The sequence below is a fragment of the Variovorax flavidus genome (genome assembly GCF_030317145.1).
GTDB lineage: Bacteria > Pseudomonadota > Gammaproteobacteria > Burkholderiales > Burkholderiaceae_C > Variovorax > Variovorax flavidus.
The window spans coordinates 1,753,729-1,775,009 of sequence record NZ_JASZYE010000001.1; the positions used below are offsets into that span (position 1 = coordinate 1,753,729).

A 21,281-nucleotide genomic window follows, 5' to 3' on the forward strand; every position below is an offset into this window, starting at 1 on the left:
GTACACCTCGCGATTTAGAAAGTGTCGCGGCCTTCGATGCTCCTCAACCAAACAGGAGCATCAGATGTCTTCGAACAAAGACGGCGTCAAGAACGCTGAGCAATTCCTGGCCGAGCTTGGCCGTGGGATTCCCGACCACGAACGCGTCATGGTCGGCTATGCATCAGAGGCCACTACCCAACAGGACACGGAGGGTAAGAAGCTGCACAGCGGATGGTGGCCGAGGCCCCATCGGCCAGGACGCGACTCAATCCAGACCTCCAACAACTGCTATGCCTGCATCTCATCGTCCATCAAGACGCAAGACCCGCGCCCAGGCAAGGAAGATCAGATGCGCTACTGGCGTGGAGAGGCTTCCTTTGGGCACGGCCTGGCCTTGATGGTGGACGATATTGGCGACGGGTCAGGATCGAAGGGTGGGCTGAGCGTCGATTACTTGTCGCGCATCCTGCCGCCGACAGTCGTTGTCGAAACCTCCCCAGGCAATCACCAGCTTTGGTATTTCTTCGACGCCCCAGAACCGAACATGCGACGGTTCAAAAACTTCCTGGTGGCCTTCGTCCATCAAGTCCTGTCTGAGCGTGGAGGTGACTGGACGATCCGGGATGTCTCGCGGTATGGGCGCATGCCAGCAGGCATCAACAACAAGCGCCATAAGCCTGAGGACGGCGGCGGGCTGAAGTACCCAGGCAAGTATGGGCACGAAGTTGCGTTGGTGACTGCGGACTACAGCCGCCGCTATTCGATGGACTCGATAGCTTCGGCGTTCGGGTTCGCCATCCCGGAGCCTGCGCCGCCGCGAACGCCAACAGCAGCGGAGCTTGGCGAACGAAGCATTGAGCAGCGCCAACTTGAAGTCGCCACGATCGTCCTCTCCAATGCCAAGTGCGGTGAAGGCGCAGGCGGCCAAGTCTTGATGAATGGTAGTGGCAAGTACCGAATCCAATGCTCCTGGGGCGATGAGCACGGTAACGGCGACACGTATGGGGCCTACTTCCGTGGGCCGATCCCAGGCGCTGAGCATGAGTTCGTGTTCGGCTGTTCTCACGACACCTGCCGCAAGGTCAACAAGCGCACTTGGGCGACCTTCGTCGACTTCGTTGTCCTGCCTGCGATCTTGGGAAAGCTGGAGGAGGCCAACGCCAACCCGCTGACGCTCGATGAACTCGCCTACGCCGCAGCCATCGAGCGCGAGCAAGAGGAGGCGCGAGCGACCTATTTGGCAGGCCTGAAGGAGCGGGCACGGGCCGCGCGCCCGGAGGTTGCAGCATGAGTACGCGCGACGACACGGAGGTCTACGAATCAATCGCTGATCTCCCAGAAGATGAGCGCGCCCAAGAGATTGAGAACGCCGCGAAGGCGCTGGAGCAACCCGTCAATGAGGTCAGGGCCGGGGTGGACTCCATCCTCGCACTCCGCAAGGCCGACAGGGCGAACACAGCAGACATTCAGGCCATCGAGGAGGCACTGAGCAAGACGGTTGATGGCGATACTGGTGCGCTGTTTACCGAGTACGTCCTTGAGCAGTTCAGATTGTTGATTGGCGATTCCGAAACGCACGCCAGAATTTGGGCTCGCGTGAAGAGCGAGACCAAGAGCCTTACCGCCCTCAAGGCAGCCGCCAAGAATCACGCGAAGCAGTGGGCGAAGGAACACAAAAGGTCAGAGCTGAAGGTCAAGAAGCCTGCTGGCCCCGGCATCGGCAGGCTCAACAAGGAGTTCGCGACCGTGGTCTATGGCGGTAAGTCACGCATCTCGGTCAAGTCCAAGAAGGGATATGAGTTCTGGTTGCCGGATGCCTTCCATGCCTATTTGGCAGGCGATGTCGTGCCGGTAGAGCAAGGTGGGACCGTCAAGATGGCTCCCCTGTCCCATGTGTGGGCTTCGCACCCAGAGCGAAACAGGTTCAGGGGCGTCGAATTCAGCCCAACCAAGAAGGGCAGCACCAGCGGAGGCGTGTTGAATCTTTGGTCCGGGTGGGCAGTAGAGCCGATTGAGAAATGCACCTTCCACCAGGCACGAAGCGGTTGCAGGCGTCTGCTAATCCACATCTGGGAGAACGTCTGCCAGCGAAACAGAGCGCAGTTCAAGTATCTCATTCGATGGTGCGCTCACATGGTGCAGAAGCCAGAAGACAAACCGGGCGTAGCTGTGTCCATAAGTGGAAAACAAGGCGTTGGCAAGAGCACACTGTCGGTGGCCCTGCAATCCCTACTTGGCAATCACGCAGTCAAGCTGGCCCAGGGGTCGCAACTGTTGGGGAAGTTCAACGAACACTTGGGCTATTCGTTGCTGGCAGCATCCGAGGAAGCATTTTGGGCTGGAGATCCACAGGCAGAGGGGGCATTGCAAGACTTGATAACTTCAGACACCCTGACCATCGAACCGAAGGGCCTGGGGCTGTTGTTCATCAGGTCATACCTGCGGTTGATCTCGACCAGCAACAAGACGTGGAATTTCCCTGCCTCCAAAGACGTTCGCCGCCTGTTCGCGCTGATTTGTGGCGATGCCAAGATGCAGAACACCGACTACTTCAAAGCTATCGGTGACCAGCTCTATGGTGAGGGCAAGAAGATGCATGAGCCGGGGCAGGAGTCGCTTGGGCTTAGGCACTTCTTCACATACCTGACGATGATCAACTTGGCGGGCTTCAACGTTCGCAAGCCTCCAGAAACCGAAGGCCTGAAGCAACAGCGCCTTGGTAGCCTGAAGCCAGAGGCACAGTTCATCTATGAATGCTTGATGATTGGTGAGTTGCCCATCAATGATGGTCTAGTCTCCGTAGACCGACAGACCTTGACGTGGACCGAGGACGGCGCGACAGCTAACAAGGGCGATCTACACCGGGGTTTCGTGGCATGGTGCAACACGAACCGAAAGCGACCAGTCGCCATAAACGACTTCACCAAGTTCATCAGGGAAACACTCGGCTGGGGCGAGGACAAGCCGGAGGGTAAGCCGCGCCGGTGGCTGGTAACAGCGTGGAGCGAGTCTCGTTCTTCATTCGAGAGGGTGATGAAAGTTCGCGTGGAGGAGGCTGAAGGCGAGGCGACCGACCGCGCGCCGCCGCACATTGAGCGGGAGGAATTTCCCGACGATGCCGCCGCGAAAAAATCGCAGGGGCTGTAGTAGGGGCGTGATGATGCTGGTTTCGGACACTAAAACACACACGCCCGAACCATCGAGGCGGGAGGCGGGAGGCTGGCGGGAGCAGGCGGGAGCCCCAGCAGTCAGTGGGTTTCGCGCCTCCTCCCGCCGCCTCCCGCCGCCGGATCAAAATCGCGCGGGCGCGCACGAAAAAATAAAACTCCTGCCGCGCGCCGTTTCTTTTTTTCGCCTCCTCCCCGTTTCCTTCTTTTGTGCCGGGAGTGCCGGGAGTGCCGGGAGTGGCCAATAACGGCTGGGGTTTGCTGATACCGCCAATGCTCCCGCCCTCCCGGCTGGGGCGGCAAGCTGCGGGGGCGGCAAAGCGCGGCATTGCAACCCGTAACGCCGCAGGGGAAACAGGCCAACGCCCGCTAGCTCGCGATGACTTTCCCAAATGAGGTGCGGTCCTGATCGACCTCTTAGGCAGAGACGTTGATTGGTGTGGCGAGTGTTGGCCGGATCGATGCGAAGTGCGGCCCTGAATGCAGGCAGCGTACGAGCAGGTGTCGAGGACACGTGAGAACACACCTAGGACATGTCGAATGCGATCGGCCAAGGGGTAGGCTGGCTGACGGAGAAATCACCCCGTAGCTGGTTCGCGTCCGGTCGCGCTGATCAATGGCGGTTCGCGCGCCCAACTTGGCGTGCCTAGCAACCGATGTACGTGATTTCGGGGTCCATAAGGGAAGCAGCCAACGCCAGGGCTTCGGGCATGCTGGCACAGGGAGTCCGGTTGAAATTCATTCCGTCTTCCACATTCGTTTGATAGACCACTAGCCTGCCGTCGCGGTGCGACTCGATATGTATGAGGATGGCGGACCCTGGGAGAACATCCTTTGGAAGGAAGGACATGGTTGTGGGAAGCGCATTGAGCATCGCGTTGACGCTGGCGCGGTCGGCGTCTTCCTTCCCTGCCTTCTTCTGTGCGTCTCGCGCGCCTTGGATCTCCAGCCGTCTGAGCTTGTAGTGCGGCATTTCGTTTGCAACCAAGGCTTGTTTGGGAGTTTTCATGGCTATCGTGTTGAGGCTTCGTCGATTATGGATTTCATCGGCGCGCCCAGGGGGTCGATTCCTCCGGAGGGGGACGGTCAGCGAGCCGGGCCGCGCCAATGATCTGATTGCCAAATCGCAAGTGAACGGACTGTCCTAGTGTTCTGCCGTAGATTTGCCGCATCTCGGCACACACTCGGCATTGGCACGGAAACATGGGCGGCCTAACGCGCACATCCTTCTCATCAGAAAACCAGCCAGCGAAAACTCGCGGCAGGACCACCCAGAGCCTGATGCTCGAAGCCATCAAGGCAGAGACAGGTGACGACCCCAAAGAGTTTCTCAAGCGCCTCGTTCGCCTAGCGATCGACACGAAAGAGCCTGCGCTTTTGCGCATCATCATGGACCGCTGGTTGCCGCCGCTCAAGAGCGAAGACCCGTTAGTCAACGTCGATGTCCCAAAGGACGCGCCGCTAGGTGAGAAGGGGACGGCAGTGTTCGCGGCCATTGCGGGCGGCGAGATCACCCCGGCTCAGGGCGCGACGATGATTGGCGCCCTCTCCAACATTGCGAAGATCATCGAGTTCACCGAGTTCGAAAACCGCCTAGGGGCCTTGGAACGCGCGGCACGCGGGGAGGCCGTGGAAACCGTCGCGGAGGTCCGACAGGCGTTCGAGAAGCGAGCGCCGGTGAGCGTGGATGCTGCGCCTCCACCGGACACCGCCGCGCCAACCCCATACCGCCAGAGCGGCGAGGCTGAAGCATGAGGACAAACCTGCTGGCACGGCTCAATGTCCTGGAGGCGGATCGCAGCGACAGACTCGTCCGCGTGCATTCGCTCAATTCCTTCTACGGCGTACCGGGTTCGCGGCCGACGCAGATGACGCAAGAGGCGTTCAAGGCCAGAGCGTCTCGCGGCGTGGCAGGGTTCTACGCGGACCAAGCCGCCATGCCATGCGGCGAGGCGTCAACGCCGCCGCCGCTGCAGCGCGAGGCGGTGCTTGGCCCCCGCGGCACCTGATGCCTCAGCGGGTTCGACATCGAGTTCAGCCACAGCTACATCCGAGCCAGGTAGTCTGCGAACTTGGAGAGGCCAATGAGCTTCATCGCTGCTCCCGGCAGCGCAGCCAGTGCCGACACATCGCCTTCCTTGTTAATGACCTCAATAGCCGACCTCAGGAAGTGCACCATGTCGTTCGCGACAGTGACCGCATCCTTGTTCTCGTAGTCGAGCGGGAAGATCATGCCATCCGCAAAATTGCCGCCCTCGAACTTGAAGACCACCATGCACGGCGGTTCCGCTTGACCTTTGATCTTGAGCGCTTTGAGGAACCTCTCGTTGAAGTCGTTCCAATACTTCTCAACTGCGCGGTCATGCAAATAGAAAAGCGAGACGTCCTTGCCCGACGTCTCATCAAGGCGGCGAAACCCCTCTGCCCCTTTCAGCGCCTCACGAACGGTGTCGTGAGTCATGTCGTAAAACACGAACGCGAAAATGCGAGCGCGCTTCTCCCGCAAGTGCTCTTCGCAGATTTCTTTGAATCGCCTCTTGAAGTCTTCGTGACCGAGTCCCTGGCCTTTGCCCGAGACCTGCTCAAAGATTGGAATCATGGGTTTGTCCTCGCTCCATGCCGGCTTGGCATCCGCCAACTGTAGCTTTGTTGGGAGAAGGCTGTAGTTCGGAAACCACGCGTTCAGTTCGAGCGCATCCGTTGCGCTAATTCGGTGCACCGCTTCTTTAGTTCGCGGCGCTTGAGGCGAGCTTAGCCGCCTCGAGCGTCTCGTCGCGCGCCAGCACGGGGCGGCGCAACGTTCGGCGGGCGCTGGAAGTTGATCGACGGATTGCGTGAAAAGCCGGATGCGGCGTGATCACAGGACGACTGTAGGGTCGGGTGGACTCGCTAAGAGAACAGCCCCGATCATTGATCTGCTGTGTTGCCGCTATGTATCCGGATCGGGTTGGGCCTTGCCGGCGCAAAAGCCTGGTGCCGAAAGCGTTGGTTTCCGACGACGGCCGGTGTACGTCTCTCGTCCGAAAGTGGAAGGTCCAATTTCGAACACTCGCGTACATTCGCGCGCTCGCAAAATTTCCCGACTACACCGAAAGGGAAATTCTCATGCCCAAGTTCGTAAGAGACCAGGTGACGCCATCTATCGTCGGCAAGACGCAAGCGTTGGGCATCAAGCCCTCAACCGCAGGCATCGCCAGCCGCCGCATTGACGCCCGGCGCATCTCCCGTGCTGTGCGTCGCGGCATGGATGCGGCGACGATGATTGGCGACCTCCTCGACGCCCACACCGGCAACGATCCTGCAGCGCAGGAAATCGCCAATCGGCTTCTAGCGAACAAGGAATTTCTGAGGGCCATGCTCGCATCCCTCGAAATGGTCCGGGATGAGGTGAAAGCCTCCATCGCCAACCGCAAGGCCGCGCCGCATGGCGCTGACTATCCCGAAAGCCTCAGTCCCAACCATCAGCCAATCCAAGGCTCCGGCCTTCCAGGCACCGATGTCCTTGGCACCTTCAGCACCTACACGAAGGACATGATGCTTCGCGACCTCGCAACGCAGAATGCCGCCGCCGCGCGGATCGCGAAGACGGCTGGCATGGACGCCGCCGAAGCGGCAGTCGCGCGGACGCCCTTGATCCCGCCTTGGGACAGCAATGTCTGGACAGAAGACGCCCGCGCGGCATTCCGCAAGCGCGCTGAGGTGGACGGCTTCGCACTGGCACACATCGCGGCGGCAGGAGACGGCATCGGCATGCGCAACGATACGATGGTGAAAGAGGAGACGGAGTCCGCTATGGCTCGGCTCGGCTGGAAAGACAAAGACCTGACGCCGACGAACCCGCGTTCTTTTGATCGTTGAGGGCAGGCGCAGAACATGACCATCACCCTCCTGCGCAAGCCCTTCAGCAAAGAGGAGCGCGAAATCATGGTCGATGCGATCATGACGGGCCGCTACGTTGAAGATTGGCCGGAGCTGGACGCCATCGCCACGGAGATAGCTGAGAAGCTGCCAGACCTGTTGCGGCGGGCTGGATGGCCCGACAACTCTGACAACCGCCGCAAGCTCATCGAATTGGTCCTGGTCCGCTGGGCACTACCGAAGACGCGCAAGCCGCCACGCACCTATCGGCGGCTGGCTGCGCAGCGGTGATGTCCAGTCAAGAGTTCCCGTGCGAATCCCGGTCCAACTCCTGGTCAAGTGAAAAGCTATGTGCCAGGATATGCTTGGAATCCGTGTACGACTCGGTCATCTCCGCCATGCTCAGAAGAAGCCACGCGACCCACTGACTGAGGTTTTGCAAGTCTGTTGAATCCACGTGGTCATGCATCGCCCGGTGGACTGCCCGGGATCGCTTCCCGTACAAGGCCACTAGGCGTGCGCGGGTTTCCAAATACTCATCCTTGGAGATCATGCCCAGTGGGCCGAATGTGAGCACAGCGGCCGTTCCGATCGAAACTGATCGAGTAATGTCCTCGCCGGCAGAGAAGAATCCTTCGATGCAACTCCAGTATTTGACCAACCGCATGACTTCAGATGAGTCCCTATGCGCGTCAGCGAACCAAAATACGGCACGAACGACTGCTGCCTCAAGGGGAGTTCTATGTTTCTTTTGAAGAATGTCGCGAAGCCGGCAGTAGCCGGCAACAGGCTCACTTTCGGTGGCGAAGGACGAAGTGACTTCGTAGTCTTGTCCCTTCCTCATCTGCCTTCCGAAGCCTAGGCCATCCTCTCCGGAGGCCCATGAAAGATAGACACTCACCGGGGTCCTTGCTTCCTCCGGCGATACGACCGCGCCTATCCTGAAGGCTTCGGCACCGCCCTCGTAGGACGATGCTGCCAAGATGGCAAATAGACCGGCAGTGAGACGAGCATGGTCAAAGAACTCTCTGCGGGCGACTCGCTCAGTGCCCTCTACCGTGCCCAAGAACCACAATTGTTGGCGGCCCATTTGGTCCATGAGCGTTGGAAGACTCCCGCGCCGGTCGAGGATGCCTTGGTCTTCCAGTACCTTTTCGCTAGGCCGCACCAAACTAAATCGACCGACCTCGAACGTATCCAGGCCGGTGAGTTGAACACCATACATGGAGACTACGAAACCTCTTTGGCGAATGCTGCCCTGAACTTGCTCTCGAACGAGCTGAACGAACTCATCCGCTGTCTCTGGCTGCTGGTCGTGTTGGATAAGCTCCTGAAGCACGTTCTTGCATGCTGTCCACACGTCCGAATAATCTGCCCTCGCGCCAAACAGATTCGCAGCGTCAATAGTAGAGACAAGGCTCTTGAAATGAGATAGTCCTGAGTCGGTCAGCAGCATCCGGCCGTTATCGGGTCGAACCTGAAACTCCCTCGCAAGGATTTTCTGGAAATCGAGTCGTCGGACGGTCTCCACGTCCATCGACATCCAAGACTTAGTTCCATACAGACGATCGAGCGCGTGCTGAATCGTGCGAGATTGCTTCGGCGTCATTCGCTGATAGGCGGTGCGCGCTAAGGGTTACTGCGCTGCTGGTTCAGCGCCAGCAGGCGGCGCAGGATGTCCTCGTCCGACCATTGCGGGGTGTAGTCGTTCCAGCCGTAGGCAGCGGCGACAGCTTTGTCCAACTCTTCGTGCGCCAACGTCAACCACGCTGGGCGCGCGTTGTAGAGGTTGGTGAGAGTGCGCCTTTTCAGATCGGCTTCATGGCCCGGCTTGGCAACAGGACGCTTGGGGAACCCGGCTGATTGCTCTTCGGGAGTGATTGCCCAATCGGTCCACTCGGGCGGGCTGAGGTAGTGGTCGCGCAGCTTGATGAGCCCTTGCGCTGCTGTTGCGATCGCCCTCGCGTTTTGGTCGGCTGCGTATTCCGCCGCAGGGATGTTGGGCGACAAGCCTTCGGGAAACGGAAAGGTCTCAAAGCAGGTGGTGGGCGTGTAGCGGGGTCGGTCTTCCAGTGACGAACCCGAACGCAATGCCCAAACTTCGTGAATGCGCGACTGAAGAATCCCGATAGAAGTGTCGTCATCTCGCGCCACGACGACCAGCGCATCACCGGGAACGACCGCCATGTTTGTCCAGGCACAGAGGTAGTGCTTGGCGTGGCGCGGAATCGAGATGTACCGCGAAAGTCCCTTGAGCGCCGCGAACATGTCAGGTCGAGGCCGCCACAACTGCCACCAAGGATAGCCCTGCGCATCTTCCATTCGAGCGCGGTTCAGTCGCACATTTTCTAAGGCCGCAAACGGCCGCTCGAAAAGGGAGGCATCAAGTTTTTCCCGAACGCCAAAATTGACGATGAAGCGGTCAAGTGGTCGCGTCGTAATCTCGTCCGCAACACAGTATGGGCGCACCACAGCGGACATCGGCTCGCTGTTGGCGTTGGCTGGTTCGCGCAGGATTATTCTGGCTTCGTCCCCATCGAGATTGAACGAGGCGCAGGGCAGCCCAAGTTCCAGACGGCGCTTCTTCTTGATTTCAGCACGCGGCGTGACGCCTTGAAATGACCTGTTGAGGTTGTCCGCGATGCTTCCCGCCATCGTGATGTCGATGTCCGCCGTCAGGTCTGCATGGATAGCGGGAACTACAACGTTGTCGAGCTTCGCGGCCTGCCCCTCGCCGAAGCCCACCATCGAAACCCTAACTGCCGCGCCATCGTTCACCCATGGCTCGTCGCTCCACGCAAGAAAGATGCGTGAGGTTTCCACAATTCGTTCTAGCACCGTGCGGTTCGCACCGCCTCGTATAGAGTTCGTAGAAACCAGGCCCGCCGCTTGCAACTGGCCCGCTTCTATCTGCGCTCGCGCTTTCTCGAACCAATAGCAGACAAAATCGGCTCCACCGGGCACGCGGTCCGCATAGGCCTTCCGCAGCGTTTCCACATAGTCACCGCCCAACTCGCCGCGCATCCTCTTATCGCCAATGAACGGCGGGTTGCCCACAACTGCATCGGCCCGCGGCCATGCGGCTTCGGTTCCGTCCCCATCCAACAACGCGTCTCGGTGTTCGATGCCGTCCAGCGGCTTCAGAATCGGGTTCAGGCTGTGCGCCCAGCCGTTCTGCCGGCACCACTGGATGTCGCCAATCCACACCGTGACTCGCGCCAGTTCCGCCGCGAACCCGTTGATCTCCAGACCCAAGATGTTGTGCGGCCCGGTTTGCAAGCTGACCTCGGCTTGCAGGCCCAGTTCCTGCGCCTCGATTTGCGCGCGCTTTTCTACGTCGCGCAGCGCCTTGAGCGCCAGATATAGAAAGTTGCCGCTGCCGCATGCGGGGTCGAGCACGCGAAAGTCGGCGAGGCGCAGCAGAAAGCCTTGATAAAGCGCTTGGCCCTGTTGCAGTGGTTCGTTTGCGCGGAACTTGTTGCCGCGCGTTTTCACCATGCCGAACTTCGGCGCGACCTTGGCGATCTTTTCGCGGACGGCTTGCCACTCAAGCAGCAACGGGTCACGCACCAGCGGCTCCACCAGCTTTGCTATCGTGCCCGTGTCGGTGTAATGCGCGCCAAGGGCGGCGCGCTTGGTGCCCAGACCGCGCTCGAACAGCGTGCCAAAGATGGTGGGGTCAATCGCGCGCCAATCCATGTCGGCGGAAGCGGCGCGTAGCCTTTCTAGGTCGGTGGCGGTCAGCGTAGGAACGGCAATCTGCTTGAACAGGCCGCCGTTGAACCATTCGATGTCGTCGTCGCCATACTCACCTTTTGGTTCCCGCATGGCCTTGAACAGCTTCGTGATGCGATCGGTGGCCTTCGCTACGTCGCTTTTGGCGGCGGTGAGCAGGCGGGTAAAAATCTTCTCAGGCAATAGCCCCTCGTCTTCGGCGAACATGCTGAACAAGCACTGAACCAGGAAGTGCGCCACCTGATTGCTGTCTTGCCCACGTTGGCGCATGGCTTCGGCCAGGCCGGCATAACGCTGGGCGGCTTCTTCGGTGACGGCAGCGGTGGATTTTTCGGGTCGAAGCTTCAACGGGTCGGTGAACACCCACTTGAGCATTTGTCGGTTGCCGTCATCCACCAGATCTTCGATGCGGATCTCGCGCGGTTCGTCCGGGTAGCCAGTAAAGGCGGTGTGGATGATGATGTGCTCGCGGTCGCACACCACCAACAGCGGCGGGCTTTCAAGTTGCAGCGAGTAGTCGGTCAGTTGTTTGAGCGCTTTGTCGAGGTCGCGGCCTGGCTTCTTGTTCTCCCACGCGAAGTGGCCGCGCTTCCACACATCGGCCCAACCATCGCCGCCCCCGGACTTCTTGGCACCGCGCTCGAAGCAGTAGTTGTCGGCGTCGCGCGGCTTTTCGACGCCAAGCAGTTCGCATAAATCATCAAAGTGGGCTTGAGCCCCGGCGCGTTCGGTGAGCTTGTTTGATTGCCAGCGGGCGATGAATTGGGCGGGGGTCATTCGAATTTTTGTTGTGCGTATCAGCTTTAAGCAGCCAGAGAGCTAGCCGATGCCGCTCTAGTTGAGGCGCGCTATAGACAACAACTCCTGCACCACGTCGCGTAGGGCAGGACTGATCTTGTCGATGTCCTGCCGGAACGCGTTGTATCGCCGGTTGTGGGCTGCCTTATCGCCAACCTCCTTGAGCTTCGGCAAAACCAGTCTGGCGCTGCGCCCGATGGTCCAAGCTTGCTCAGTCAGAGCCTTGTCGATCAGGTCCTTCAAGAAAAGGTAGTTGCCATCCTTGTCTTTGATGCTGTTCTCGATCTTGTAGGTCTCGTAGCACTCAATGATGAGTGTCTCGATGAGGCGCCGGATCATCACCGAGGACGCGTCGTACCAGCCGCTCTGATAGCAACCGTTTATCTGGTGGGCGACGCGTTCAATGTAGCCGCGCGTACCTTTCACCAAGGCCATATAGATTACGGGCTCTTCGTACGAGGGCGCAGTGGCAGACGGCGGCTTGATCTCCTCGTGCACGAGCCGCTGCAACTCAGCGGCCAGACCGAGCGTCTCCGCTGCTGTGTGGCGTTCCATCACTTCAGCCGATGTATGAACCTAAGTGCTTGGACATGCTCGCAAAAATGCGATCGATCTGCTCAGGGGTTGTGTCTGGGCTAATGTGCACTTGCACGTCTATATGGACAGACGGCAGCTTGCGAAAGCCGTGCTGGGCTGTAGCAGGTCCGTGTTCCTGTGCCGGCGCAGTTGGTGCCGGTTGCACGGCAGCGCTGGCTTTTGCTGAAGCCTTCTTAGCAGACGGCGTTGACGCCTTTGTGCTTCTCGCGGCTGGCGCGGCCTTCGCGTCTCCTTCAGGCGTCGAGAGATCGCCTTGACTCAGCAGCATGTAGGTGTCGGCAAACATCTTTCCTGCCGTTTCGCCAACCTTGCTGTTCTTCATGAACCACTTCTTGATTCCTTCTTTCTGAGAAGCATCGCCTTCCGGATAGGCTTCAATCAAAGCCTGCGGATAGGTGGCCGCGCGAATCTCTTTGCACACGGCTGCATACTCATCGTCGTGTCGCCAGCGCTCAGCAAGGTCCGTCGGCTTGTTGTCTTTGTCGAGGATGCCGAGGTCACGAAGTGGGCTGAGGACGTTTGAACGAGCTGACGCGTCAGTCATATCGCTTGTCGAAGTGACGTAGTCGGGCCCAACGGCGGTCGGCATCGCCTTGGCGAACCGTGCGCGCAAGAGCACCCAGATTCGCTTACTAATTTTTGGGTATGTGGTCGCCTTCTCGATTGCCATTCCTCGTCTCCGTCTTGCTATAGATCGGGCAATCGTAGACAGTTGTTACAAGACGAAGGCCATTGGCTCACTCATTTCGTACGATTTGTTGGCAATCTGCCGAATAAACCACACCGGCGCCGGACTGCCGTCGCGTTAGGCTGATGCCAGGGCCGGATACCGAGGGCGCGGGCAGGCCCGTATGTTGCCGCTGCCGCAGCAGCAGTCTTCATCGGCGGCCTGCAGCTTGAGCTAGCAAGTGCTACCTTCAGCTAGCGCAAAACCGGGGAAACGGTCCGGGAACGACACAAGGGAAAATGGCGAAAGGTAGGCGCGGCGCGGCTTGCCGCCCGATTTCGACTTTTGTACCGAAGATGTCGAAGGCAATGACCTTGAGGTCGCTGCCGTCAAGTACCTCGCTCATCGTGCAAGCTGGCTCGCCTCTCGCGCGAGCGCCTCGATGCGCGCCCAATCGCCCGCGGCGATGGCGTCAGTGGGAACGATCCACGAGCCGCCCACGCAGGCGACGTTGGACAGCGCCAGGAACTCGTGCGCATTGCCAGCATGGATGCCGCCCGTCGGACAGAACTTCACGTCGCCGAACGGCCCTTGCCATGCCTTGAGCATCGCGAGGCCGCCAGCCTGCACGGCCGGAAAGAACTTGAGTTCGGTCAGACCGTCTTCCTGGGCCATCATGATTTCGCTGCCCGTCGCCACACCCGGCAACAGAGGCAAGCCGAGGTCATGGCATGCCTTGCCGACGGCGCGCGTGTAGCCCGGACTGACACCGAACTTCGCACCGGCCAGCGCCGAGGCCTGCGCATCGGCGGCGCTCCGGATCGTGCCCGCGCCTGCCACGGCTTCCGGCACTTCCTTGGCAATGGCTTCGATGCATTCGAGCGCCTCGCGCGTACGCAGCGTGACTTCGAGCATGCGGATGCCGCCCGCGACCAAGGCGCGCGCCAGTGGCACCGCATCCTTGACGTCGTGCAGCACGATGACCGGAATGACCGGGGCGTCGCGCATCACGTCGAGCGCGGAGATTGAATTTGTCACAGCCATGTGCAGGCTCCTTCTTCGGCGGTCAATGCATTTCGGCGCATGCCGGCAAACAGGTCGCGGCCAAGGCCGTGACCGTTGGCGGTACGCAGTTCGTCGGGCAGCGTCGCGGTCTCGCGAGCGGCCCATTCGTCGTCCGGCAGCAGCACGGTGAGTGTGCCGGCGATGGAGTCGAGACGGATCAGGTCGCCGTCGCGCACTTTGGCGAGTGGTCCGCCAGCGGCGGCTTCGGGTGAGACATGGATCGCGGCCGGCACCTTGCCCGAGGCGCCGCTCATGCGGCCATCGGTGACCAGTGCCACGCGGAAGCCCTTGCCTTGCAGCACGGAAAGCGGCGGCGTGAGCTTGTGCAGTTCGGGCATGCCATTGGCCTGCGGGCCTTGCCATCGCACGACGCAGACCACGTCGCGCTCCAGTTCGCCGGCGTTGAAAGCCTGCTGCAACGCCGCCTGCGACTCGAACACGCGGGCCGGTGCCTCGATCACATGCCGGTCGTCCGGCACCGAGGACACCTTGATCACGCTGCGCCCGAGGTTTCCGCTCAGCAGCTTCAGGCCACCAGTGGCGCTGAAAGGCGTCGACACCGGCCGCGCAACGGCATCGTTCTTCGACGGCGCGGCGGCATGCCACTTGAGCACGTGTTCGTCGGAGGGGGCTCCCGTCAAGCTGGGGATGTTTGCGAATTCGCGAATGCCGCCGGCGCGCACAGTGAGCACGTCGCCATGCATCAGCCCGGCGCCGAGCAGTTCGCCGATCACGAAGCCCGGTCCGCCCGCGGCCTGGAATTCGTTGACGTCGGCGCTGCCGTTCGGATAGACGCGTGTCAGCAGCGGCACCACCTCCGACAACTCGGAAAAATCATTCCAGTCGATCAGGATGCCTGCGGCGCGTGCGACGGCGACCCAGTGGATCAGGTGATTCGTCGACCCGCCCGTCGCCAGCAGCGCGGCCATGGCATTGACGATGACGCGCTCGTCGACCATTTCGCCGATCGGCGGCACCGGAAAGTCCTTGTCGGCGGCGCGACCCAGCACGGTACGCACCGCTTCGCGCGTGAGCGCCTCGCGCATCGAATCGCCAGGCTGGATGAATGCCGTGCCCGGCACGTGCAGGCCCATGGCCTCGAGCAGCATCTGATTGCTGTTCGCCGTGCCGTAGAAGGTGCAGGTGCCCTGCCCGTGGTAGGCCTGCATTTCCGCATCGAGCAGGCCCTGGCGGCCCACGAGGCCCTGCGCCGCCTGCTCGCGCACCTTGGATTTGGCGCTGTTCGACAAGCCCGAAGGCATCGGCCCGGCGGGCACGAAGACGGTCGGCAAATGACCAAAGTGCAGCGCGCCGATGAGCAAGCCCGGCACGATCTTGTCGCACACGCCGAGCAGCAAGGCAGCGTCGAACATGTCGTGCGTGAGCGCCACAGCAGTGCTCATCGCGATCACGTCGCGGCTGAAGAGGCTCAGTTCCATGCCCGGCGTGCCCTGCGTGACGCCGTCGCACATGGCAGGCACGCCGCCGGCCACCTGCGCGGTGGCGCCGAGGCGGCGAGCCTCGTGCTTGACGATGTCCGGATAGCCCTGGTACGGCGCGTGGGCCGAGAGCATGTCGTTGTAGGCGGTGACGACGCCGATATTGGGGGCGCGCTCGCTCACCACCCTGAATTTGTCGTTCGCCGGGATGCCCGCCACCGCGTGCGCCACGTTGGCGCAGCCCATGCGGTCGGAGCCGCGGTCGCGGTTGCGGGTTTCGGTCAGGCGCTGGAGATAGGCGCTGCGCAGCGAACGGCTGCGCTCGCGGATGCGCTCGGTGACATCGCGGACTGTGGGGTGTGTAGTCATGGGATGGGTCGCTCGGCCGGAAAGCCACCATGCGGCGGCGGCTCGGAAGTGCATGGTAGCAAGTCGAAATGAAAAAGCCCGGTCAGACCGGGCTTTTTCACTCTCGCGCGCAATGTGGAATCAGTCCACCAGCTTGACTTCGACCCGGCGGGCTTCGGCGTTGGTGCCCGTACCGGTGGCCACGGCCGGCTTCTGCAACTCGACCTTGTCAGCCGGAACGCCGAGTCCGTTCAACACGTCGCGCACCGTTTCGGCGCGCTTCTTGGCGAGTTGTTCGTTGGCGGCGGCATCGCCGGTCGTGTCATGGTAGCCCGACACCACCGCCTTGCGACCGCTCTCGACCCCCTTGATCACTGCAGCCAGCGCCTCGGCAGCGCCAGGCGCCAGGTCGGCGCTCGCGGTGGCGAAGTAGAAATTGACGACACCGCCCACGACGCGGATGCTCGCGCCGTCGGGAATCACGACCGTGACGGTTTCCGTCACGACCGCCACGGTGATCGGCGCGGCTGCCGCAACCACCGGCTGGGCTGGCGTGCCCGCGACGTGATTCTTGTGATACAGCACGATTCCGATCACGAAGAAGATCACCAGAGCGATCAAGCCGAGGAGGAAGGCGAGGATGAAGTTCTGTTGACTCTCGTCATCGACGGTGGCGGACATGGGGGGGTCTCCGTAGTTGAGGGGTCGGTAAATAATGGTGCGGTGAACCATGACCGCCAAATTGTAGGCGTCGCCCCTTCGGCCACGGGCGACCCCGGCCCGCCGGGCCTGGACCCGCTGCCCAAGCCCCTGCGAGATCCCAAGCCGATGCTCGACCGGGTGATCGACGAGTGGGGCGGGCACGAGGATCTCTGGCTTTTCGGCTACGGCTCCCTGATCTGGCGGCCGGACTTCGGTTTCGTCGAACGGCATCCGGCCCGCGTGCATGGCTGGCACCGCGCGCTCAAGATGTGGAGCCGGGTCAACCGCGGCACGGTCGAGAACCCCGGGCTGGTGTTCGGGCTGCTGTCGGGGGGCAGCTGCCGGGGCATGGTCTTTCGCGTGCCCGCGGCGGACGGTCTCGAAACCCTCGGCCGCCTCTGGCTGCGCGAAATGCCCACCGGCGTCTACGACCCCAAGTGGCTCGAATGCATGACCCCGCATTCGACCGTGCGTGCGCTGGCCTTCACGCTGTCACGGAGAAGCCCGAATTTCACCGGCGAACTGAGCGACGAGCGCTATCGCCAGATCTTCGAGAGCGCGGTCGGCCGCTACGGCAGTTCGCTGGACTACGCGCAGCAGACCTTGCTCGAACTCCGGCGCCACGCCATCCACGACGCGGCGCTCTCACGGCTCGTCAAGCTCGTGGAAGCGCGGGTGTCGGCGCAGGCCGACAGCGAAATGCCCCACGCTTCGGTATACCCTTCTTCATTCCCATCCAACCCCGAATCCACATCCAAGGAGTAGCCATGTCCCGTCGCTTCGTTGCCACTGCGGCAGTCCTCTTCGCGGCCAGCGTTCTCGCCGCCTGCGGCACCATGGGAACCGGCGCGGGCGCCACGGCCAATCTGGCGCCGACTGCTGCGATTTCGCCGAACCCGACCATGGGCAAGGTGACCTTCAGGCCACTGGACCACGGCGTGCGCGTCGAGGGCGAGGTACGCGGCTTTGCGCCGGGCACGGAACACGGCTTCCACATCCACGAAAAGGGTGATTGCGGCGACAACGGCAACGCCTCGGGCGGCCACTTCAATCCTGGCGGCGGCACGCACGGCAAGTTCGCCGCGCCGGGCAGCCATGCGGGCGAACTGCCCAGCCTGGTCGCCGACTCGAGCGGCGTCGCGCGCTTCAGCGTCGACGTGCATTCCATCTCGTTGACCGAGGGCGCCAACAACAACGTCGTCGGCCGGGCGCTGGTGGTGCACCGTGACCGCGACGACTTCACCACGCAGCCCGCCGGCAACTCCGGCCCGCGCATCGCTTGCGCGGTGATCACGCGCGGCTGAGGCGCTCCAGCATCAGCGCTTCGGCGCGCGCGAGTTCCTCGGGGGTGTCGATGTCGGTCACGATGCCGACATCGTCGACCTCGACTTCGACCACCTGCTGCGCATCCCTCAGCGCCCGCAGGATCGGCGCCGCCCCCTGATTGCCGGACAGCGCGGCCAGTTGCGGCCCGCAGTTGGCCGCAAAGCCGACGGGATGGCCCCGCCCGCCGCGATAGTGCGGCTGCGCCGCTTGCGCCGGGCCCGCCAGCACCCGCGCAACGGCCTGCAAGGTGGCCGGCTGCACCAGAGGCAGATCCGCCGGAAGAATGAGCCAGCCCCCGGCATTGGCGGTGGCACGCACGGCAGCGGCGATGGAATCGCCCATGCCCGGATGGCCCACATCCTCCAGATGCCACGGCAAGCCGCTTGCGCGAACCGCAGCCAGCGTGTGCGCCAGCACCGTGGAGCCTGCCAACGGCGCTTGCAGCTTGTGGCCGATACCCCCTGCGGCCGTGAAACGCTCGCCCCGACCCGAGGCGAGCACGATGACGATGGGCGACGAAGACTTGGACGCGGTGCTCATGGCGCGCAGTATCCCCGCTTCGCTTGCGCAACAATGGCGCCATGACGAGTTCCCCCAACGAATCGCTGGCCGCCCTCCGCAAGAGCTACGAGCGAGCCGAGCTTGACGAAACCAGCAGCGCAGGCGACCCGATGCAGCAATTCGAGCGCTGGCTCGCCGAGGCCATCGACGCGCAGGTCCCCGAGCCCAACGCGATGACGCTGGCCACCGTCGGTGGCGACCTTCGCCCTTCCACCCGCATCGTGCTGATCAAGGGCTACGACGCCCGCGGCATCGTCTGGTACACCAACTACCAAAGCCGCAAGGGCCAGGACCTGGCGGGCAATCCGTGGGCCGCGCTCCAGTTCCACTGGGTCGAGCTGGAGCGTGTGGTGCGCATCGAGGGCCGCGTCGAGAAGGTCAGCGACGCCGAAAGCGACGCCTACTTCGCCAGCCGGCCGCTCGACTCGCGCATCGGCGCCTGGGCCAGTCCGCAGAGCGAAGTGATCAGCGGCCGCGACGTGCTGGTGAAGAACGCTGCCGTGCAGGCCGCGCGGCATCTGCTCTCGCCGCCGCGTCCGCCGCATTGGGGCGGCTTCCGGCTCGTACCCGATCGCTGGGAATTCTGGCAGGGCCGCAAGAGCCGGTTGCACGACCGCCTTCGCTATCGCCAGGAAGACGGCGCATGGGTCCGCGAACGGCTCGCGCCCTGACTACAGGAATCGATTGGCGAGCGCCATCACCGCAGACAGGGTGACAAGCGCCAGCCCGGTCGACACCACCACGCTCGCAGTCACCAGTTCTTCCGCCGTGCGGTAACGCTGCGAGAACAGGAACACATTGGCGCCGATCGGCAGCGCCGCGGCCACGACCATCACCGTGAGCGGCAGCCCGCGCAAGCCCAGGGCGAGGCCGATGCCTGCCACCAGCAGCGGATGCACGACGTTCTTGACCAGCGCCTGCACCAGCGCACCGCGCCAATGGGCACCGACCGGCGTCAACGCGAGCGTGATGCCGACCATGACCAGCGCCACCGGACTGAAGGCGCCGCCGAGCAAGGCGATCGGCTTGTCGATGGCCTCCGGCATCTGCAGGCCGGTCTGCGCGAACAGAAGGCCCGCGATGATCGGCAGCGGCACCGGATGAATGATGGCGTTGTAGAGCGCCCTGCCCACGGTGCGCAGCATCGACCGGCGCTCCTCCCCGCTCGTCGACGCGTGCTCGTGCGCCACCGCCAGCTCAAGGATGACGGTCGCGCTGGTCAGGAGCACCAGCGAATGCAGCGAGATCAGCGTGAGCAGCACGATCGTGCCTTCGGGCCCGTAGGCCAGACCTATCAGCGCGATACCGATCATCACGGTATTGCTGTAAGTGTTGGCCAGCGCGAGCACTGCCGCCGTCCGGTTGAAGCCGCGCCACAGCAGCGTGGCCGCAAAGATCAGCCCCGCACCGATGAAGTAGGCCGCGACCGGCCGGAGGCTCAGTTGCTCGACATGCACCGTGCTCATCGACCGGAACAGGAGAGCAGGTGCGAGCAGCAGGAAGATCAGGTTCGACAGGTCCCTTACCGCCTTGCCGCCGACCCATCCGCGCCGCCCTGCAACATAACCCGCGGCAATGAGCAGGACGACAGGCAGGAGCGAAGAAAGTACGGATGAATTCACCGCGGCGAGGATACATGGCGCGCCCCTCGACCGCGGCGCCGCCACGCCTACACGGTGGGCAGGCGTTCGAACTGGTCGAGGCGATCGACCGGCGACCGCAGCGAGTTCACCTCGAGGCTGTCGACCACCGCCGACGGCACACCGTTGCGCAGCCAGGCACACATTTCCGCGAGTTGCTCCGGCGACCCCTGCACCATCACTTCGACCGAACCGTCCGACCGGTTGCGAACCCAGCCCGTGATCCCCAGCGCACGCGCCTGGCGAACGCAGGCTTCCCGGAAACCGACCCCTTGCACGATGCCGCGGAGCCGCGCCAGGCGGCTTTCCATCGACCCGTCGTTCTCATCAGGACGCATGGGCGACCTCCAGGAGCTCCACACCCCGCCATTCGCCGGATTCGACCAGCCGTCGTGCCGTGTCGCGCAGTTCGCCTGCCACGGCGGCGGCTGCGGGCGACAGCATGCCGGGCTCGATCGAGTAGAGGTAGTTGCGGCGCGTGATGCGGGCATCGGAAATCGACAGCGCACGCCAGTCCCTCCCCCGCTCGCCTTCGAGCTGCAACGCCGACATCGGCTTGATCGTCGCACCCATTCCGTCATGCACGCAGCTCATCAGCAGGGACAGCGAATCGATCTCCGCGACCACCTGCGCGATGAGATTCCGCTGTTCGAACTCTGCGGCAATGCGCCGCCGCAAACCATGCGTGCCAGTGGGAAGAATCATCGGCAGCCGCGCTGTCTCGGCGATCGTGAGGCTCGTGCGTCGCTTTGGCACGAGCGGACTTTCGCGCGGCAGCATGACGAAGAGTTCCTCCTCCAGCAAGGCGATGGCGCTGAGGTCCGGCACCACGTCGCTGCTGAAGAGCACGGCCAGATCGAGCTGGCCGAGCCGCATCATCTGGCCGAGGTGGCCGCTCATGCCCTCCACCACGTTGAGCAGGATGCTCGGGTAGCGCTCGCGGATGCGGCGCACCAGCGGAAGGCCGATGGCCGAGACGGTCGTCGCCGGCAGACCGACCGAGACCATGCCGCGCACTTCACCGGACTCCTGCCGCGCGATCGACAGCGCCTGGTCGAGCTGCCGCAGCATGAATCGCGCATGGTGGTACAGCGCCAGCCCGTTGTCGGTCGGCGTGACGCCCTTGGATGAACGATTCAGCAGCGGCTTGCCCACCTCGTCCTCGAGCTTGGCGAGCTGCTGGCTGAGCGCGGGCTGCGCGATGAAGAGTTGCCGCGACGCCTTGGCGAAGCTGCCGCTCTCGACGATGCAGGCGAAGTAGCGGAGTTGACGAAGGTCCATGCAGAGGCCGAAAGGCGGTGAAAGGGCTATATGTTCCGCATATAGCTCCTCTCCGAAAACGGTATTTTCCCTCTGGAGGCGTCGTTCCTAGAATCCGCCGCACACCTACGAGAGA

Annotated in this window: 22 protein-coding genes; 9 read left to right on the top strand and 13 right to left on the bottom strand. The window is 62.4% G+C overall.

The features are described 5' to 3' along the window. Positions 1 to 64 precede the first annotated feature (64 nt). Positions 65 to 1,273: a DNA-primase RepB domain-containing protein gene (locus QTH90_RS08505; protein WP_286664027.1), complete on the top strand. Its 1,209-nt coding sequence runs from the start codon at positions 65 to 67 to the stop codon at positions 1,271 to 1,273. Further along, a complete protein-coding gene (locus QTH90_RS08510) occupies positions 1,270 to 3,129 on the top strand; it encodes a primase-helicase family protein (RefSeq protein WP_286664028.1) in 1,860 nt (619 codons plus the stop codon). Before QTH90_RS08505 ends, QTH90_RS08510 begins: the two co-directional genes overlap by 4 nt. Positions 3,130 to 3,795: 666 nt before the next feature. On the opposite strand, the gene QTH90_RS08515 is transcribed toward QTH90_RS08510, so the two are convergent. Next, on the bottom strand, positions 3,796 to 4,158 hold the full coding sequence (locus tag QTH90_RS08515; RefSeq protein ID WP_286664029.1) for a hypothetical protein: 363 nt from the start codon (positions 4,156 to 4,158) through the stop codon (positions 3,796 to 3,798). A 272-nt stretch (positions 4,159 to 4,430) separates the two neighbouring features. On the opposite strand from QTH90_RS08515, the gene QTH90_RS08520 reads away from it, so the two are divergent. Together QTH90_RS08520 and QTH90_RS08525 are read left to right on the top strand one after the other, a co-directional pair. Then, a complete protein-coding gene (locus tag QTH90_RS08520) occupies positions 4,431 to 4,904 on the top strand; it encodes a hypothetical protein (protein WP_286664030.1) in 474 nt (157 codons plus the stop codon). Beyond that, on the top strand, positions 4,901 to 5,158 hold the full coding sequence (locus QTH90_RS08525) for a hypothetical protein (protein ID WP_286664031.1): 258 nt from the start codon (positions 4,901 to 4,903) through the stop codon (positions 5,156 to 5,158). Before QTH90_RS08520 ends, QTH90_RS08525 begins: the two co-directional genes overlap by 4 nt. 35 nt (positions 5,159 to 5,193) lie before the next feature. Here QTH90_RS08525 and QTH90_RS08530 read toward each other — a convergent pair whose 3' ends face one another. Beyond that, positions 5,194 to 5,748 carry a hypothetical protein gene (locus tag QTH90_RS08530; RefSeq protein WP_286664032.1) on the bottom strand — a complete coding sequence of 185 codons (555 nt, stop codon included), beginning with the start codon at positions 5,746 to 5,748 and terminating at the stop codon, positions 5,194 to 5,196. A 506-nt stretch (positions 5,749 to 6,254) separates the two neighbouring features. Here QTH90_RS08530 and QTH90_RS08535 point away from each other — a divergent pair. Both QTH90_RS08535 and QTH90_RS08540 read left to right on the top strand, forming a co-directional pair. Continuing rightward, positions 6,255 to 7,007, top strand: a complete 753-nt coding sequence (locus tag QTH90_RS08535) for a hypothetical protein (RefSeq protein ID WP_286664033.1) — start codon at positions 6,255 to 6,257, stop codon at positions 7,005 to 7,007. Between the two features lie 15 nt (positions 7,008 to 7,022). Next, positions 7,023 to 7,298 carry a hypothetical protein gene (locus QTH90_RS08540; RefSeq protein ID WP_286664034.1) on the top strand — a complete coding sequence of 92 codons (276 nt, stop codon included), beginning with the start codon at positions 7,023 to 7,025 and terminating at the stop codon, positions 7,296 to 7,298. Positions 7,299 to 7,305: 7 nt separating this feature from the next. Here QTH90_RS08540 and QTH90_RS08545 read toward each other — a convergent pair whose 3' ends face one another. From QTH90_RS08545 to QTH90_RS08575, 7 genes are all read right to left on the bottom strand, one after another. Continuing rightward, positions 7,306 to 8,616 (bottom strand): HEPN domain-containing protein, encoded by a 1,311-nt coding sequence (locus tag QTH90_RS08545; protein WP_286664035.1) that lies wholly within the window; start codon positions 8,614 to 8,616, stop codon positions 7,306 to 7,308. A 20-nt stretch (positions 8,617 to 8,636) separates the two neighbouring features. Then, positions 8,637 to 11,519, bottom strand: a complete 2,883-nt coding sequence (locus QTH90_RS08550) for a class I SAM-dependent DNA methyltransferase (protein WP_286664036.1) — start codon at positions 11,517 to 11,519, stop codon at positions 8,637 to 8,639. Positions 11,520 to 11,576: 57 nt separating this feature from the next. Further along, positions 11,577 to 12,095 carry a hypothetical protein gene (locus QTH90_RS08555; RefSeq protein WP_286664037.1) on the bottom strand — a complete coding sequence of 173 codons (519 nt, stop codon included), beginning with the start codon at positions 12,093 to 12,095 and terminating at the stop codon, positions 11,577 to 11,579. Between the two features lie 4 nt (positions 12,096 to 12,099). Next, positions 12,100 to 12,807, bottom strand: a complete 708-nt coding sequence (locus QTH90_RS08560) for a DUF5343 domain-containing protein (RefSeq protein ID WP_286664038.1) — start codon at positions 12,805 to 12,807, stop codon at positions 12,100 to 12,102. A 399-nt stretch (positions 12,808 to 13,206) separates the two neighbouring features. Continuing rightward, the gene (gene eda / locus QTH90_RS08565) at positions 13,207 to 13,848 is read right to left on the bottom strand and encodes a bifunctional 4-hydroxy-2-oxoglutarate aldolase/2-dehydro-3-deoxy-phosphogluconate aldolase (protein ID WP_286664039.1); all 642 of its coding nucleotides are present in this window, start codon (positions 13,846 to 13,848) and stop codon (positions 13,207 to 13,209) included. Further along, positions 13,839 to 15,677: a phosphogluconate dehydratase gene (gene edd, locus QTH90_RS08570; protein WP_286664040.1), complete on the bottom strand. Its 1,839-nt coding sequence runs from the start codon at positions 15,675 to 15,677 to the stop codon at positions 13,839 to 13,841. Before edd ends, eda begins: the two co-directional genes overlap by 10 nt. 120 nt (positions 15,678 to 15,797) lie before the next feature. After that, the gene (locus tag QTH90_RS08575) at positions 15,798 to 16,337 is read right to left on the bottom strand and encodes an OmpA family protein (protein ID WP_286664041.1); all 540 of its coding nucleotides are present in this window, start codon (positions 16,335 to 16,337) and stop codon (positions 15,798 to 15,800) included. Positions 16,338 to 16,454: 117 nt separating this feature from the next. Between QTH90_RS08575 and QTH90_RS08580 the strand changes: the two genes are divergently transcribed. Both QTH90_RS08580 and QTH90_RS08585 read left to right on the top strand, forming a co-directional pair. Then, complete coding sequence (locus tag QTH90_RS08580) at positions 16,455 to 17,123, top strand: gamma-glutamylcyclotransferase (protein WP_286664506.1); 669 nt, start codon at positions 16,455 to 16,457, stop codon at positions 17,121 to 17,123. Positions 17,124 to 17,125: 2 nt separating this feature from the next. Continuing rightward, on the top strand, positions 17,126 to 17,662 hold the full coding sequence (locus QTH90_RS08585) for a superoxide dismutase family protein (RefSeq protein ID WP_286664042.1): 537 nt from the start codon (positions 17,126 to 17,128) through the stop codon (positions 17,660 to 17,662). Here the strand turns inward: QTH90_RS08585 and QTH90_RS08590 are convergent. Then, the gene (locus QTH90_RS08590; protein WP_286664043.1) at positions 17,649 to 18,224 is read right to left on the bottom strand and encodes a nucleotidyltransferase family protein; all 576 of its coding nucleotides are present in this window, start codon (positions 18,222 to 18,224) and stop codon (positions 17,649 to 17,651) included. The two genes, QTH90_RS08585 and QTH90_RS08590, sit on opposite strands and share 14 nt — an antisense overlap. Positions 18,225 to 18,265: 41 nt before the next feature. Here QTH90_RS08590 and pdxH point away from each other — a divergent pair, with 41 nt between their 5' ends. Further along, positions 18,266 to 18,916: a pyridoxamine 5'-phosphate oxidase gene (gene pdxH / locus QTH90_RS08595; protein ID WP_286664044.1), complete on the top strand. Its 651-nt coding sequence runs from the start codon at positions 18,266 to 18,268 to the stop codon at positions 18,914 to 18,916. On the opposite strand, the gene QTH90_RS08600 is transcribed toward pdxH, so the two are convergent. The 3 genes from QTH90_RS08600 to QTH90_RS08610 are packed head-to-tail and all read right to left on the bottom strand — an operon-like array spanning position 18,917 to position 21,166. After that, on the bottom strand, positions 18,917 to 19,867 hold the full coding sequence (locus tag QTH90_RS08600; protein WP_286664045.1) for an AEC family transporter: 951 nt from the start codon (positions 19,865 to 19,867) through the stop codon (positions 18,917 to 18,919). Positions 19,868 to 19,914: 47 nt separating this feature from the next. Continuing rightward, positions 19,915 to 20,223, bottom strand: a complete 309-nt coding sequence (locus tag QTH90_RS08605) for an acylphosphatase (protein WP_286664046.1) — start codon at positions 20,221 to 20,223, stop codon at positions 19,915 to 19,917. Then, complete coding sequence (locus tag QTH90_RS08610) at positions 20,213 to 21,166, bottom strand: LysR substrate-binding domain-containing protein (RefSeq protein WP_286664047.1); 954 nt, start codon at positions 21,164 to 21,166, stop codon at positions 20,213 to 20,215. The genes QTH90_RS08605 and QTH90_RS08610 overlap by 11 nt, the downstream gene beginning before the upstream one ends. Positions 21,167 to 21,281 lie beyond the last annotated feature (115 nt).

Coding starts and splice junctions, on each gene's coding strand:
- QTH90_RS08555 (WP_286664037.1), bottom strand. CDS start 12,095: ATGGAACGCCACACAGCAGCGGAGACGCTCGGTCTGGCCGCTGAGTTG.
- edd (WP_286664040.1), bottom strand. CDS start 15,677: ATGACTACACACCCCACAGTCCGCGATGTCACCGAGCGCATCCGCGAG.
- pdxH (WP_286664044.1), top strand. CDS start 18,266: ATGACGAGTTCCCCCAACGAATCGCTGGCCGCCCTCCGCAAGAGCTAC.
- QTH90_RS08585 (WP_286664042.1), top strand. CDS start 17,126: ATGTCCCGTCGCTTCGTTGCCACTGCGGCAGTCCTCTTCGCGGCCAGC.
- QTH90_RS08505 (WP_286664027.1), top strand. CDS start 65: ATGTCTTCGAACAAAGACGGCGTCAAGAACGCTGAGCAATTCCTGGCC.
- QTH90_RS08520 (WP_286664030.1), top strand. CDS start 4,431: ATGCTCGAAGCCATCAAGGCAGAGACAGGTGACGACCCCAAAGAGTTT.
- QTH90_RS08535 (WP_286664033.1), top strand. CDS start 6,255: ATGCCCAAGTTCGTAAGAGACCAGGTGACGCCATCTATCGTCGGCAAG.
- QTH90_RS08510 (WP_286664028.1), top strand. CDS start 1,270: ATGAGTACGCGCGACGACACGGAGGTCTACGAATCAATCGCTGATCTC.
- QTH90_RS08605 (WP_286664046.1), bottom strand. CDS start 20,223: ATGCGTCCTGATGAGAACGACGGGTCGATGGAAAGCCGCCTGGCGCGG.
- QTH90_RS08525 (WP_286664031.1), top strand. CDS start 4,901: ATGAGGACAAACCTGCTGGCACGGCTCAATGTCCTGGAGGCGGATCGC.
- QTH90_RS08590 (WP_286664043.1), bottom strand. CDS start 18,224: ATGAGCACCGCGTCCAAGTCTTCGTCGCCCATCGTCATCGTGCTCGCC.
- QTH90_RS08560 (WP_286664038.1), bottom strand. CDS start 12,807: ATGGCAATCGAGAAGGCGACCACATACCCAAAAATTAGTAAGCGAATC.
- QTH90_RS08530 (WP_286664032.1), bottom strand. CDS start 5,748: ATGATTCCAATCTTTGAGCAGGTCTCGGGCAAAGGCCAGGGACTCGGT.
- QTH90_RS08575 (WP_286664041.1), bottom strand. CDS start 16,337: ATGTCCGCCACCGTCGATGACGAGAGTCAACAGAACTTCATCCTCGCC.
- QTH90_RS08540 (WP_286664034.1), top strand. CDS start 7,023: ATGACCATCACCCTCCTGCGCAAGCCCTTCAGCAAAGAGGAGCGCGAA.
- eda (WP_286664039.1), bottom strand. CDS start 13,848: ATGGCTGTGACAAATTCAATCTCCGCGCTCGACGTGATGCGCGACGCC.
- QTH90_RS08550 (WP_286664036.1), bottom strand. CDS start 11,519: ATGACCCCCGCCCAATTCATCGCCCGCTGGCAATCAAACAAGCTCACC.
- QTH90_RS08545 (WP_286664035.1), bottom strand. CDS start 8,616: ATGACGCCGAAGCAATCTCGCACGATTCAGCACGCGCTCGATCGTCTG.
- QTH90_RS08610 (WP_286664047.1), bottom strand. CDS start 21,166: ATGGACCTTCGTCAACTCCGCTACTTCGCCTGCATCGTCGAGAGCGGC.
- QTH90_RS08515 (WP_286664029.1), bottom strand. CDS start 4,158: ATGAAAACTCCCAAACAAGCCTTGGTTGCAAACGAAATGCCGCACTAC.